The organism is Parabacteroides sp. 52 (genome assembly GCF_010500925.1).
Classification (GTDB): domain Bacteria; phylum Bacteroidota; class Bacteroidia; order Bacteroidales; family Tannerellaceae; genus QVMG01.
Genome location: NZ_QVMG01000001.1, coordinates 448,255 through 461,732, shown reverse-complemented (window position 1 = coordinate 461,732; position 13,478 = coordinate 448,255). Strand labels below are relative to the sequence as shown.

Below are 13,478 nucleotides of genomic sequence, written 5' to 3'. Positions count from 1 at the left end.
TTTTCTCTTCCCGCTTTGTGATGTTTTCATTATCGCTTCCATCGTTTATGCGTCCAAAGCCAATCACAGGGCTTTTCCTGAATATTTTGTTCCAATAAAAACGCATACTGTTTTATGATCTCTGTCTCTTCCGTTTTTTGAGGATCCATGCAAATAGGTTTGTATTGAATCGTATATTTCCCCCGTTTATCCCGGGTGATATGCATATACATCACAGCTGCTCCTGTCGAGCGGGCTAACTTTTCCACACCGGAGAACATGCTGGTGTGTTGATTTAACATTACCAGACGATACTTTTCTTCTACTATTTTCGGACATTGGTCGGCTATAAAGAAGTATACCGAAGGATTGGCTTTGTTGCACAACAAATGACGGACTATGGACTTTGCCGGAACAAGCCTCATGCCAAAACGTGTGCGTAAGGAAAGAAACAGTCTGTCCATCAGGTTATTTCGTAATGGTTTATATACTGCATACATATGAATAGCAATACGATGGGATAATATATTCAGTATCTCCCAATTGCCGCAATGCCCCATGCAAATAATGACATGTTTGTTTTGTTGTAGTTGCTCTTCAATCCTCTCCATCCCAATGACTGTAACCTTCGCCATCTGTTGCTTGGAAGAAATAGAAAACGATTTGAGAATCTCTACCACATTATCTGTAAAACAACGATAGAAATCGCGTGTGACCTGATCGATCTCTGTTGCACTTTTTTCTGGAAAAGAACGGGTCATATTTAAACGAACCGTATTTTTCCGGTAAGGTATAACATAAAACAACAGAAAAGAAGAAAAGGAAGATACCATGTAAAGTATCTGCATCGGTATTAAACTAACCAGATACACGCCAAGATAAAGACCACTAAAAAGAAAATTGCCGAATTGTTTCTTCATCAGCTGTTGTTATATGGCTGTATATTCCCTGTAAAACTCAGCTACAGCTTCTATTCCTTGATAAAAGAAATCCAGGCGACAACTTTCATTGGGGGAATGAATGGCATTTTGTTCCAGTCCGAATCCCATCAGGATCGTCTTGATATCCAACACTTGTTCGAAGGTAGAGATGATGGGGATACTTCCACCCCGGCGTACCGCCAATGGTTTTTTGCCAAAAGCAATGCCCACAGCCTTTTCTGCCGCTTTATAGGCCGGTATGTCGATCGGACAAACATAGCCTTGTCCGCCATGGGAGGGTTTCACTTTGACATTTACATAATCCGGCGCGACAGACGCCATATATTTTTCAAATAGGTCACTTATTTTTGCGTGATCCTGATGTGGAACTAAGCGACAGGATACTTTGGCATATGCCTTGGAGGGAAGAACCGTCTTGCTGCCTTCACCCGTATATCCTCCCCAGATACCACAGATGTCGAAGGAGGGACGGCAACTGTTACGCTCCAGGGTAGAATATCCCTTTTCACCCAACAGCGCTTTTACACCGATGGAGTCTTTGTATTTCTGTTCGTCAAATGGGATCTGAGCAATCATATCACGCTCCACCGGAGACAACTCTTCTACATCATCGTAAAATCCGGGGATGGTAATCCTGCCGTTTGCATCTGTTATATCGGCCATTAATTTGCACAATACATTGATGGGGTTTGCCACGGCACCTCCGAAATGCCCCGAGTGTAAGTCACGGTTCGGTCCTGTCACCTCTACCTCCCAGTATGCCAAGCCACGTAAGCCGGTAGTCAGGGAGGGTGTTTCGGCACTGACCATGCTTGTGTCTGAAACAAGGATGATATCGGCTTTCAGTAACTCTTTATTTTTTTTGCAAAAATCTTCCAGGCTGGGAGAGCCAATCTCTTCTTCTCCTTCAAAGATAAACTTCACGTTGCATTGCAATAGATTCTCTTTTAAGGCGGTTTCAAAACCTTTGACCTGCATCATGGCCTGGCCTTTGTCATCATCGGCACCACGTGCCCAGATACGGCCGTCGCGGATCTCTGCCTTAAAGGGATCGCTGTTCCATAGGTCGAATGGTTCGGCCGGCATTACGTCATAATGCGCATATACAAGTACCGTCGGAGCATCGGGTGAGATCAATCTTTCCCCATAGACCACCGGATTGCCTTGGGTGGGCATAACCACTGCCTTGTCGGCACCCGAAGAAAGAAGAACCTGTACCCAACGTTGGGCACAGGCTTCCATTTCCGGTTTATATTCTTGTTTGGCACTGATAGAAGGAATACTAATCAGTGAAAATAACTCTTCTAAGAAACGCTCTTTGTTTGATTCAATGTATGATTTTACTGACATGGTAATTTGTATATCTGATTCATTGCAAATATACAAATATAATTGACTTTGTCTTACTTTATGCCTTCTGTTCGTCTTATAAAGGAATTTTATCTACCCGCTTTTGATGGCGGCCTCCTTCGAAAGCTGTATTAAAAAAGGCTTCGACGATTTCAGTCGTTTCTTTGTTATTGGTAAAACGGCCGGGAATAACCAATACATTGGCATCATTATGTGCACGTGACAGACGGGCTATCTCAGGCATCCAGCATAAGGCTGCCCGTACTCCCTGATGTTTGTTGAGGGCTATATTTATGCCAACGCCAGATCCGCAAACAGCGATGCCGGGGTATACTTCCCCTCTTTCCAGGGCGTAGCCCAACAGATGGGCAAAGTCCGGATAGTCACAACTTTCTTCTGAATACGTGCCGAAATCTTTATAAGGTAAGCCCTTCTGATCAAGTAATTGTTTGATGAATTCCTTGGTTTTGAAACCGGCATGGTCGCTACATAAACCTATCATATGCATTTATCCTAAAAGTTCTTTTACTTGCTTGTATACGTTTTCTCCCGTAAAGCCCAGCTTTTCGTCCAATACGGTGTATGGAGCAGAGAAACCAAATGATTCTAATCCCCAAACTTTACCGTTGGCTCCAACCAATCCTTCGATCGTTACAGGCAAACCGGCTGTCAGGCCGAACACTTTACTTCCTTTGGGTATAATAGATTCCTGATAGGCTTCCGGTTGACTATGGAACAATCCTTCTGAAGGAGCTGAGACAATACGTACCTTAATGCCTTCGGCACGAAGCAAAGCGGCACCGGCAAATAAGGTGGATACTTCCGATCCGGAGGCCACCAGGATCACTTCCCAGTTGGGATCTTCGTCTACTATATAAGCTCCTTTTTCTGCCTGCAACGCTTCTTGGTAACGATTTCCTTGGGTCGGCAGGTCGTTTACATTCTGACGAGAAAAGATCAAACCGGTGGGAGAGACCGTGTTCTCCATAGCCATCTTCCAGGCAACAGTCGTTTCTGTGACATCGGCAGGACGAAGAACCAACATAGAGTTCCGTCCTTTATGATTTTTCAGTTTCTCCATCAGACGTACCTGTGCCTCTTGTTCCACTGGCTCATGGGTCGGTCCGTCTTCTCCTACGCGGAATGCATCGTGAGTCCAGATAAACTTTAAGGGTTGTTCCATCAAAGCAGCCAAACGGAAGACAGGTTTCATATAATCGGAGAAGACAAAGAAGGTACCGCAGGCGGCTATAACACCTCCATGCAGACACATACCCAGGCAAATGCTGGCCATTGTCAACTCAGATACACCGGCCTGGAAGAAAGCTCCACTGAAATCCCCCTTGGTGAAGGCATGTGTCTTCTTCAGGAATCCGTCTGTTTTGTCCGAATTGGACAGGTCGGCGGAGGAACAGATCATGTTTTCAACCTGGGTAGCCAATATACCCAATACAGTGGCCGAAGCGACACGTGTAGCCTGATTGGCTTTTTGTTCGATGGCTTCCCAGTTGATTGCAGGCACTTCGCCGGAGAACCATTTTGTCATTTTAGCCGCTAATTCCGGATGTGCTTTGGCCCAGGCTTCTTTGGCGGCATATTTCTCACCGACAATTGTTTCCAGTTCTTTGGCACGTTGGGCATACAACTCGACTACTTCCGGGAATATATGGAAAGGATTTTCCGGGTCACCTCCCAGATTCGTTATTGTTGCAGAGATAGAGGCACCGGCAGCCGATAAAGGTTGTCCATGCGTAGAGACTTTGTTTTCGTAACTGCTTTTATCTTCACCCATAGCTCCTTTGCCCATGAGTGTGTTGCCGATAATCAATGTCGGACGAGCAGATTCGGCTTTGGCCTCAATCAAGGCTTTGCGGATTGCATCCGCATCGTTTCCATTGATAGTGATAACCTTCCATCCCCAGGCTTCGTATTTCATACCTACATTTTCGGTCGTGACCTCTTCAACGGTGGTGGAAAGTTGGACATTGTTTGCATCATAGAACATGATCAGGTTGTCCAGCCCCAGTGTACCGGCAGTTCGCCCGGCTCCCTGAGATATTTCTTCCTGAATACCTCCGTCGGATATAAAGGTGTAGATCGTTTGATTCATCTGTTCACCCAGACGGGCTTTCAGGAATTTGGCAGCAATGGCGGCCCCAACAGCCATGGTGTGTCCTTGTCCCAGAGGACCGGAGGTGTTTTCTACTCCACGCATCACATCCAATTCCGGATGTCCGGGAGTAGGGCTTCCCCATTGACGGAACATGGCCAGTTCATCCATTGTATACTTACCGGTCAGAGCCAGTACGGCATACAGCATAGGAGACATATGTCCCGGATCCAGGAAGAAGCGATCCCGCCCTTCCCATTGGGGATTCTTGGGATCATATATTAAAAATTCGGAGAACAATACATTAACGAAATCAGCACCCCCCATGGCGCCTCCCGGATGACCGGATTTTGCTTTCTCAACCATTGATGCAGCCAGAATGCGGATGTTGTCTGCTGCTTTGTTCATTAACTTTATGTCGTTCATAAAAATGAATTATTAATATTTCGCGCAAATATAGTCAATCTCTTTCTATATGCCATAAGAAATAATTAAACAATTCGTATTCCGTGAACTGTCTTTCCTTTTTTGGCACCTCACGCACTATGGCGTTCTATCGGCAGCGGAAGTGCTTATTGCTTTTTTCGTTGAGAAAAGTGAAAAAGACGGGGCAGAAGATCTTTTTTACCAATGCGTTGCAAAGCCAGTGTGATCTGTTTGCGAAACTCCGGTTTGTACCAGAAAAAGAATTGACGTTGCGCCAGTTTCTGTTCGGCCGACCGGGCGGTGTATACCTTTTCTAAGGTGTAGGGATGATAGCCTGTATAATAAATCTCGGTAGCCAGTGTCATCGGCGTAGGAGTGAAGTCCTGTACCTGTTCCAGTTGGAAGTGAAGCCCTTTGGTAATCACGGCGAGCTCTGCCATATCTGCTTCCGTACAACCCGGGTGGCTGGAGATGAAGTAGGGGATTAGTTGTTGATTCAGTCCTTCCCGGCTGTTTACCTTGTCGAATATCTTTTTGAACTGCCCGAATTGTTCAAAAGAGGGTTTGCGCATGATCTTGAGAACGGATGCCTGTGTATGTTCGGGAGCTACTTTGAGGCGGCCGGAAACATGATGGCTTATGAGCTCCTGAGTATATACCTGGGCGGATTTATTTAGTTTTTCGTCCGTATACCGATGCAACAAAAGGTCATAACGAACCCCACTACCGATAAACGATTTTTTTATTCCCGGCAGACGATCGACCTCTTTGTATAGGTCCAGTAGAGGGCTATGGTCAGCATCCAGGTTCTTGCATACAACCGGTGAAATACAAGATGGCTTTTTGCATTGGCGGCATATATCCTGATCTTTTCCTTTCATCCGGTACATATTGGCCGATGGTCCCCCTAAATCACTTAAATATCCCTTGAAATCGGGCATTTTAGTAATAGCTTTTACCTCTTTTAAGATCGATTCTTTGCTGCGTGAGGCAATAAACTTACCCTGGTGTGCGGATATCGTACAGAAAGCGCAGCCACCGAAACAGCCCCGGTGCACATTGACGGAAAACTTAATCATCTCAAATGCCGGAATGACCTTGCCTTTGTATTTGGGATGAGGCAACCGGGTATAGGGCAGGTCGAAGGAAGTATCGATTTCCGCCTCACTCATCGGTGGAAAGGGAGGATTGACTATAATGGTTTGTTTGCCTACCTGTTGCAATATACGACAGGCCTGGTATTTATTCGATTCTTCTTCTATATGCCGGAAGTTTTTGGCCTGTTTCAATTTATCTTTCAGGCATTCTTCATGCGAGAAGAGTAATATGTCTTCGTTTTGTTTTTCTATATTCTCGGTTCTATATGCTGTTTGTGGAATGTCTTTTATCGTATGAAAGAGTTCTCCTTTTTTCAACCGGCGAACCAATTCTTTTATAGGCTGTTCCCCCATGCCATAGATCAGGAGGTCGGCTTTACTTTCAATAAGAATACCCGGTTTGAGCTTGTCCTGCCAATAATCGTAATGTGTCAAACGACGCAAAGAAGCTTCGATCCCACCGAGGACAACGGGAGTCTCCGGATAAAGCTCTTTGAGGATATTCGTATAAACAATGCTGGGATAGTCGGGGCGCATGCCGGCTCGCCGGTCCGGGGTATAGGCATCGTCGCTCCGCAGCCGTTTGTTGGCCGTATAGTGATTTATCATCGAATCCATCGCTCCCGGAGAGACACCGAAGAAAAGCCTTGGCACTCCTAATTTTTTAAAATCACGGAAGTCCCCCCGCCAGTCTGGTTGAGGTACAATCGCTACACGAAGGCCTTCTGCCTCCAGGGTTCGGCCAATGACGGCTGCCCCAAAAGAGGGATGATCCACATAGGCATCTCCACTGAACAGGATTACATCGATATAATCCCAGCCCCGCATTTCGACCTCTTTTTTGGTCGTCGGTAACCAATCCCCCGGTTTAAATGAATTCATAGGGGCAAAGATAGTAAATTTATCCGGAGGAAAATGAATCCTTAAGGCAGCACTCCTTCCCAAACGAAAGAATCGGGGAATAGGTTTTTTACAGAGACGGCTTCTTCGAATAACCCGAAAACGGAAGAACCCGAGCCGGACATGGAGGCATAGACGGCTCCGGCTTGGTATAGTTTCTCTTTCCAATCGGCAATCACCGGGTAGCGTGTAAATACGCTTTCTTCAAAGTCATTCACCATATACTCTTTCCAGGAAGATACAGGCATTTGAATAATCTCCTGTAAGGATAGTACAGGGGCTTTCGGACTTACCAACGCATAGGCTTCCGGCGTAGAAACAGTCACGTTGGGTTTGACCAGGCAGAAGTGATACCCTTTCAGAGAGAGGGAGATAGGGGTGAACAGATTGCCTGTCCCCGTAGCAAAGACAGGGGTGTTCCGGATAAAGAAAGGACAATCAGACCCGATGGATTGGGCTATTTCTTCCAATTGTTCGGTGGTCAGTCCCAAGGCACAATAGGTGTTGACCAATTTCAACATAAAGGCGGCATCCGCCGATCCTCCGCCTAAGCCTGCCCCAAAGGGGATGGCCTTTAAGAGGTGGATCTCCAACGGTGGAATGGTGTATTTCTGACGAAATGCCCCCAATGCTTTTACTACCAGGTTGTTTTCCGCCGGCCCGTCAACCGATATGCCTGTTTGGGTAAAGGACTCGTTTGCGATAGCCGGAACGATCTCTAACGCGTCTTTTACCGGAACAGGATAGAATATGGTTTCTATGTTGTGATAGCCGTCGGGACGTTTACTGACAATGTTCAGTCCCAGGTTTATTTTTGCATTGGGGAAACAGATCATATATTATTTCTTGATGTTCGGCAGTTCCAGGCCGTATCCTTTTTTCTTATCTTCTATTTTCAACAACAAAGCAACGATTACGGCCAATACACCGAAAAGTGTGAATATGCACATCGGTACGGTATAATCGTATGAAAGACTGCCATCAGGAAGTTCCTGTTTGGCATATTTGTCGATCACCCAACCGATTAACAAAGGTACACCCATAAGTCCCCAGTTCTGTACATAGAAAATGAGTGAATAGGCCGTACCCAACTGTTTCTGGGGTATGATTTTCGGAACAGAAGGCCACATAGCCGAAGGTACCAAAGAGAAAGCAATACCCAATACCACCATAATGATTGTGGCAAACCACCATACATTTAAGATCGGCAAAGCAAAAAGACCGTGAACCAGGATCAACATAAAGGAGCCGATCAACATTAAAGTAGCTCCTTTTCCGATGCGGTCATACAAAGAGCCAAACAGCGGGGTCAGTAAGATGGTGCCGAAAGGTAAAAGGCTGGGGATATATCCGGCCAGTCCTTCTTCTACACCGTATTTATAAATCATCAGTTTGGTGGCAAATTTGAGGAAAGGGAAGACACCTGAATAAAACAGGACGCATAAGAAAGCGATCAACCAGAAACCTTTGTTGGTAACGATCATCTTTATATCACTGAGTTTGAACCCTTCTTCGGCTTCTCCATCCAAGGCGTTTTCCAAAGAGGTATCCAATTTTTTATCCATCACGCAATAAACGAAATAAGACAATGTACCGATACATAACAACAGGGCACCGATCAGTACCGGAGCAGCGATGGAATCGAAGTGTTTGGCCAATGGCATACTGAATCCCAAAGCAAAAGCGGTTCCTATACGCGCCAAGGCAACCTGCAGTCCCATGGCTAAGGCCAATTCGTGTCCGGTAAACCATTTGACAATGACTTTACTGACGGTGATACCGGCAATTTCTACGCCCATGCCAAAAATAGCAAAGCCCAGCCCGGCCAATACGACCTGTGAGTTGAATCCGAAAATAACACCTCCTGTGGGGAAATAGGTGGATACGGCATATGCTTTTAATAAGGCCCCGCCAACCATTAACAAACAGGCCATTTGACCGGTAAAACGCACACCCATCTTGTCGAGGATGATACCTCCCAGGATAAGCATAAGCAGGAAAACATTGAACCAGCCATATCCACTGGTGAAAAGGCCGTATTCTGTACTCGTCCACCCATAGGTGCGTGAAAGCAGGTCTTCCAACGGAGCCATCACATCGGTAATGAAATAGCCACACATCATTGTAAACGATACGACAATCAGTGCTGTCCAGCGGGCTGCTTTGGAATCGTTTAATTTCTTTTTAATTTGTTCTGTCATAATACTTTTATTAAATATTTGTTTTATCAAGTGAGTTTGTTGAATAAAGGAATCGCTTCGGCGACGACAAAAGTACTGCCTCCGATGAAGAGGAAGTCGCTGGTGTCAGAGTCGGTTAATGCTTTTTGGATGGCATCACCCACTGTCGGATATATTTCTCCCCTCAGGCCGTGACGCGAAGCCTTTTCTTGTACTTCTTCTGCCGGCAGGGCTCTGTCGATAGAGGCTTGGGTGAAATAATAGAATGCCTCCTTGGGCATCAGAGCCAGTATGCCGTCTATGTCTTTGTCGTTAACAAAGCCAATCACCATACGCAAGGCCGTGTGATGTTTGCTCTCTCCGTTTAGTTGAAAGGCCAGGTATTGCCAGCCTCCTTTATTGTGTCCGGTGTCACAAATAATCTTCGGGCTAGTGTGTAGTTTTTGCCAGCGTCCCATCAGTCCGGTATATTCTACCACATGAGCGAATCCTTCTTTCACCGCTTCCGGAGAGATGGAAACGCCTTCTTCTATCAGGGCATGAACAGCGGTAAGTACTGTTGCCGCGTTTTTACATTGCACGGAACCTCCCAATTCACCGGTGATAGTACCGTATGTTTTTGTCTGGAATCTCCAATGTCCGCTTTCTTCCAGGTGAGCCTCGGTTATAGGCTGTTCAGAAAGGGAAAAGTAGAGGTGAGAGGCTGTTTGTTTGGCTTTTTGGGTAAATATGTCGCGTACATCTTCGTCTTCCACATCTCCGATGACAACAGGAATGCCCGGTTTGATAATACCCGCTTTCTCTCCGGCTATTTCTTTCTCTGTGTTTCCCAGGAATTGGGTGTGATCGGGGCTGATATTGGTAATGATACTCAGGATAGGATGAATGATATTGGTGCTGTCCAAGCGACCTCCCAATCCGGTCTCAATCACGGCATAATCGACGTTGGAATCGCGGAAATAAGCAAACGCCAGGGTCGATGTCAACTCAAAAAAGGAAGGATGAAGCGGTTCGAAACGGCTTCGGTAGCGAGCCACGAAGTCGACAACGTATTGTTCCGGGATCTTTTGGCCGTTTACGCGAATACGCTCCCGGAAATCTACCAGGTGCGGGGAGGTGTATAATCCGACAGTATAACCGGCTTGTCTCAGGATGGCGGCTAATAGATGGCTGACCGATCCTTTTCCGTTCGTTCCGGCGACATGAATCGTTTGGTAGGATTGATGGGGGGTGTCCAGGAGTTTATCCAAGGCGATGGATGTGTCGAGTCCCGGTTTATAAGCGGAAGCACCACTGTGTTGAAATACAGGGGTGCTTGTATATAAATAATCCAATGTTTCCTTATATGTCATCCTCTTGTTTTTTGACTGGCACAAATGTAGTTAATTTTATTTTATACCTTTGTACTGCGCAAGTAAAAAGGGAGAATGAAAGATGGATAAACAACAAATATGTTACACGCCCAAAGGGGGCGTTTGCTCTTCACAAATATGTATCGATCTGGAGGATCAGATAATCTCCAATGTAAAGGTAATCAAAGGATGTGCCGGGAATTCCCTGGGGCTTGCCGCTCTCTTGAAAGGCATGTCGGCGCAGGAGGCTATCGCCCGGTTGGAAGGCATCTGTTGCGGGCGTAAGCATACCTCTTGCCCCGATCAGTTGGCTCAGGCACTGAAAGAATGGTTGATGAATAAAGTATAACTTCTTTTTATCCAGCATGTTTTGGTTCTTTGACTTCTTAGGCTAAAAGGGGCGGCCCTTTTCAAAACAAGTCAAAGAACAGGGTGTTTTTTTATTGCCGATGCGCATCGGCAATATAGACGATGCTGTTCAGCAATATTGTCGATGGGCATCAGCAATATTGTCGAAGCCCATCGGCAATAGAATTCTCCTTATCATATGACTGAAGAAAAAACGAATATAGGGATGAAAAAATGCTACCCTTTAAAAAGATAAAAGGTAGCATGAGGGTATTGGGTATTCGTTAGTAACAAACGATTACTCTACATATAAAACCAAGCCTTTCAGGTATTCGCCTTCGGGGTGATAGATGTTTACCGGATGATCGGCCGGTTGGGTGAGTTGGTGTAAGATGCGTACGCTTCGTCCGGATTGGGCGGCTGCACTGAATACAGCCAAGCGGAAATTTTCCTTGCTGACTACCTGGGAGCAGGAAAAGGTAAAGAGAATCCCTCCGGGTTTGATTTTTTCAAAAGCGATCGCATTCAGTTTTCGGTATCCCTGCAGGGCATTGCGCAATACATTTTTATGTTTGGCAAAAGCGGGGGGATCTAATATGATTAAATCGTAATTATCTCCCATTTTATCGAGGTATTTGAAGGCGTCTTCTGCATAGGCTGCGTGCCGCGGATCATCCGGAAAATTCAAAGAAACATTTTTGTTTGTCAACGAAATAGCCTTGGCCGAGCTGTCTACCGAGTGCACTACCGTTGCACCTCCCCGCATGGCGTAGAAAGAAAAACCTCCGGTATAGCAGAACATATTCAAAACGGAACGTCCTTTGGCATAGTGTTCCAAGAGGGAACGGTTCTCTCTTTGGTCAACGAAGAACCCTGTTTTTTGTCCTTTCTGCCAGTCTACGTAGAATTTCAATCCGTTTTCCAGGGCGACATCCTCTTCTTGTCCGCCCAGAAGATATCCGTCTTCGTTTGTCAGGTTGGCTTTGAAAGGAAGGGTCGCTTCCGATTTGTAATAGATATTGTGTAGGGCATCTCCCATGACTTCTTTCAGGGCTTCGGCAATTTCCGTGCGGGCATGGTGCATGCCGACAGCATGTGCCTGCATTACTGCAGTATGGGCATAGATGTCGATAATCAATCCGGGCAGGTTATCTCCTTCGCCATGGATCAAGCGATAGGTATTATTGTTTTCCACTCCGGCCAGACCCAGTGCCTGGCGTAGGTTGTAGGCTGTGCGGATGCGTTCGGTCCAGAAAGAAGCATCGATGGTTATCGGTCGAAAAGAAAGTATGCGCACGGCAATACTTCCGATCTGGTAATGTCCAACAGCTAAAAAGCGGTTGTTGGATCCGTATACTTCCACCAGGTCTCCTTCTTCCGGTTTTCCTTCGATGGATTGGATAGCTCCGGAAAAGACCCAGGGGTGAAAACGCAATAAAGACTCTTCTTTTTTCGGTCTGAGGAATACTTTCGTATAATTCATTTATACTTGATTCAATTGATTATAAATTTGAAGGCATGCCCAGGCGTCCAGAGCTGCATATTTTTGTTGAGACTCGGTCAGGACGTCTGCATCCCAGTTGGTCAACCGTTGCCCTTTGGAGATTTTTTTCTTAAAAAGGATGGCATATATCTTTTGCAAGCTGGCTTCTTCTATGCCGAATTTCTGTACATAGTTCTGCAGATCCAGGAAGTTGGTCGGTGTGATATCTACCCTTTTGCGGATGGCACTGAAGTCGTCGCGCAGGGAGAGTCCTATTTTCAGTATTTGATCGTTTGTCAGAAACTCTTCGAGGGGCTTGGGTATATCGATATGATTGAGCCGGAAAAGGAAACAAGCCTCTTCGGTAGCTATCTGCATCAGGGATATTTTGTATCGCTGTCCTTTTTTGAAGCTGGGACGTGTTTCGGTGTCAAACCCAACGCGGGGAAACATTTTCAGGTAGTCTACCGCTTTGGCAGCGTCTTGGGGGGTCGTAATAAGTATGATCCGCCCAGTGAATTCTTCTATCTCCAGTTGGGCAATATCTTCTTTACTTATTGTATTGGCATAAGGATGTGTCATGCTTCGTCTTCGTTCAGATCTAAATTTTCATCCGCATCATATCTTGCGGCATGTAATGCTTTCAAGGCGTTTAATATTTGTTGTCCCCAATAATCCTGGAAGTTGAAGCGGCAAACAGCAATCGCTTCTTGCATCACCTCTTCATTTCCTTGCCGGAAGAGTGAGACGAAGTTGCCTACATCTTGATAGACATCCGCCAGATTTTCCGAGATAAAAGCAGCGATAGGGGTATCGCTGTATTGCATATCCGGATGAAAAGTTTCCAGATACGTATCTTTTTCACCTAAGAGAACGGCAATCCGGTTGCGTATGGATTCGTACAAATCTTCGGTAACGATCTGCTCCGGGGCGGCATCCTCTTCCGGATGAATATCCGGTAATAAGGCCGCTTTGAGGTAGAGTAGAGGCAATAACTTCGTGGCTTTGTCCACAAATTCGAAACGACCGCTTTGTCCGGCTGTCTCTGCCAATGTGCAAAACTCTAATGCTACGGTAACAAATTCCAGTGTATTGCGTGCGTAAACAGGGCTGTTTTCCTTCTCCACTTTGATACTTATTTTCTCACTTTGATGCACAAAAGTAAGAAATATATTCTTATCCGGCCAATACTTCTTTTAGATTAAACACATTTTAGAATATTTAGGGGATTCTGTAGGGCAAGAGTCTGGCTCTCTCATCTATAAATGCATAGAAACTCCTTATCAAACATATAGGCATATTTCAATAATTC

12 protein-coding genes are annotated in these 13,478 nt (G+C 45.7%); 1 reads left to right on the top strand and 11 read right to left on the bottom strand.

Annotated elements, in window-relative coordinates; translation table 11 throughout:
* Positions 1 to 29: 29 nt before the first annotated feature.
* The 8 genes from D0T51_RS01875 to D0T51_RS01840 all read right to left on the bottom strand — a co-directional run bounded on the left by D0T51_RS01875 (position 30) and on the right by D0T51_RS01840 (position 10,335).
* Positions 30 to 899, bottom strand: a complete 870-nt coding sequence (locus D0T51_RS01875) for a lysophospholipid acyltransferase family protein (protein ID WP_163724317.1) — start codon at positions 897 to 899, stop codon at positions 30 to 32.
* 9 nt (positions 900 to 908) lie between these two features.
* A complete protein-coding gene (locus D0T51_RS01870; protein ID WP_163724315.1) occupies positions 909 to 2,270 on the bottom strand; it encodes a dipeptidase in 1,362 nt (453 codons plus the stop codon).
* A gap of 76 nt (positions 2,271 to 2,346) precedes the next feature.
* Complete coding sequence (gene rpiB, locus D0T51_RS01865) at positions 2,347 to 2,778, bottom strand: ribose 5-phosphate isomerase B (RefSeq protein ID WP_163724313.1); 432 nt, start codon at positions 2,776 to 2,778, stop codon at positions 2,347 to 2,349.
* Positions 2,779 to 4,806, bottom strand: coding sequence for a transketolase (locus tag D0T51_RS01860; RefSeq protein WP_163724311.1), 2,028 nt, complete (start codon positions 4,804 to 4,806; stop codon positions 2,779 to 2,781).
* 146 nt (positions 4,807 to 4,952) lie between these two features.
* A complete protein-coding gene (locus D0T51_RS01855; protein WP_163724310.1) occupies positions 4,953 to 6,785 on the bottom strand; it encodes a YgiQ family radical SAM protein in 1,833 nt (610 codons plus the stop codon).
* Positions 6,786 to 6,826: 41 nt separating this feature from the next.
* Positions 6,827 to 7,639 (bottom strand): 4-(cytidine 5'-diphospho)-2-C-methyl-D-erythritol kinase, encoded by an 813-nt coding sequence (ispE, locus tag D0T51_RS01850; RefSeq protein ID WP_163724308.1) that lies wholly within the window; start codon positions 7,637 to 7,639, stop codon positions 6,827 to 6,829.
* A 3-nt stretch (positions 7,640 to 7,642) separates the two neighbouring features.
* Entirely contained in the window at positions 7,643 to 9,004 is a 1,362-nt protein-coding gene (locus tag D0T51_RS01845) for an MFS transporter (RefSeq protein WP_163724306.1), read from the bottom strand.
* A 26-nt stretch (positions 9,005 to 9,030) separates the two neighbouring features.
* On the bottom strand, positions 9,031 to 10,335 hold the full coding sequence (locus D0T51_RS01840) for a folylpolyglutamate synthase/dihydrofolate synthase family protein (RefSeq protein WP_163724304.1): 1,305 nt from the start codon (positions 10,333 to 10,335) through the stop codon (positions 9,031 to 9,033).
* 82 nt (positions 10,336 to 10,417) lie between these two features.
* Here D0T51_RS01840 and D0T51_RS01835 point away from each other — a divergent pair, with 82 nt between their 5' ends.
* A complete protein-coding gene (locus D0T51_RS01835; protein WP_163724302.1) occupies positions 10,418 to 10,684 on the top strand; it encodes a TIGR03905 family TSCPD domain-containing protein in 267 nt (88 codons plus the stop codon).
* A gap of 297 nt (positions 10,685 to 10,981) precedes the next feature.
* Here D0T51_RS01835 and D0T51_RS01830 read toward each other — a convergent pair whose 3' ends face one another.
* From D0T51_RS01830 to D0T51_RS01820, 3 genes are read right to left on the bottom strand one after another with little or no spacing between them, the layout of a single operon-like run.
* Positions 10,982 to 12,166 carry a class I SAM-dependent rRNA methyltransferase gene (locus tag D0T51_RS01830; RefSeq protein WP_163724300.1) on the bottom strand — a complete coding sequence of 395 codons (1,185 nt, stop codon included), beginning with the start codon at positions 12,164 to 12,166 and terminating at the stop codon, positions 10,982 to 10,984.
* Positions 12,167 to 12,748, bottom strand: a complete 582-nt coding sequence (locus tag D0T51_RS01825) for a 3'-5' exonuclease (RefSeq protein WP_163724298.1) — start codon at positions 12,746 to 12,748, stop codon at positions 12,167 to 12,169.
* Complete coding sequence (locus D0T51_RS01820) at positions 12,745 to 13,293, bottom strand: DUF5063 domain-containing protein (protein ID WP_163724296.1); 549 nt, start codon at positions 13,291 to 13,293, stop codon at positions 12,745 to 12,747. The genes D0T51_RS01825 and D0T51_RS01820 overlap by 4 nt, the downstream gene beginning before the upstream one ends.
* Positions 13,294 to 13,478: the final 185 nt, after the last annotated feature.

Excerpts from the sequence above, each read along its gene's own strand:
- ispE (WP_163724308.1), bottom strand. The coding sequence starts at position 7,639 with ATGATCTGTTTCCCCAATGCAAAAATAAACCTGGGACTGAACATTGTC.
- D0T51_RS01860 (WP_163724311.1), bottom strand. The coding sequence starts at position 4,806 with ATGAACGACATAAAGTTAATGAACAAAGCAGCAGACAACATCCGCATT.
- D0T51_RS01840 (WP_163724304.1), bottom strand. The coding sequence starts at position 10,335 with ATGACATATAAGGAAACATTGGATTATTTATATACAAGCACCCCTGTA.
- D0T51_RS01870 (WP_163724315.1), bottom strand. The coding sequence starts at position 2,270 with ATGTCAGTAAAATCATACATTGAATCAAACAAAGAGCGTTTCTTAGAA.
- D0T51_RS01835 (WP_163724302.1), top strand. The coding sequence starts at position 10,418 with ATGGATAAACAACAAATATGTTACACGCCCAAAGGGGGCGTTTGCTCT.
- D0T51_RS01875 (WP_163724317.1), bottom strand. The coding sequence starts at position 899 with ATGAAGAAACAATTCGGCAATTTTCTTTTTAGTGGTCTTTATCTTGGC.
- D0T51_RS01830 (WP_163724300.1), bottom strand. The coding sequence starts at position 12,166 with ATGAATTATACGAAAGTATTCCTCAGACCGAAAAAAGAAGAGTCTTTA.
- D0T51_RS01855 (WP_163724310.1), bottom strand. The coding sequence starts at position 6,785 with ATGAATTCATTTAAACCGGGGGATTGGTTACCGACGACCAAAAAAGAG.
- D0T51_RS01825 (WP_163724298.1), bottom strand. The coding sequence starts at position 12,748 with ATGACACATCCTTATGCCAATACAATAAGTAAAGAAGATATTGCCCAA.
- D0T51_RS01845 (WP_163724306.1), bottom strand. The coding sequence starts at position 9,004 with ATGACAGAACAAATTAAAAAGAAATTAAACGATTCCAAAGCAGCCCGC.
- rpiB (WP_163724313.1), bottom strand. The coding sequence starts at position 2,778 with ATGCATATGATAGGTTTATGTAGCGACCATGCCGGTTTCAAAACCAAG.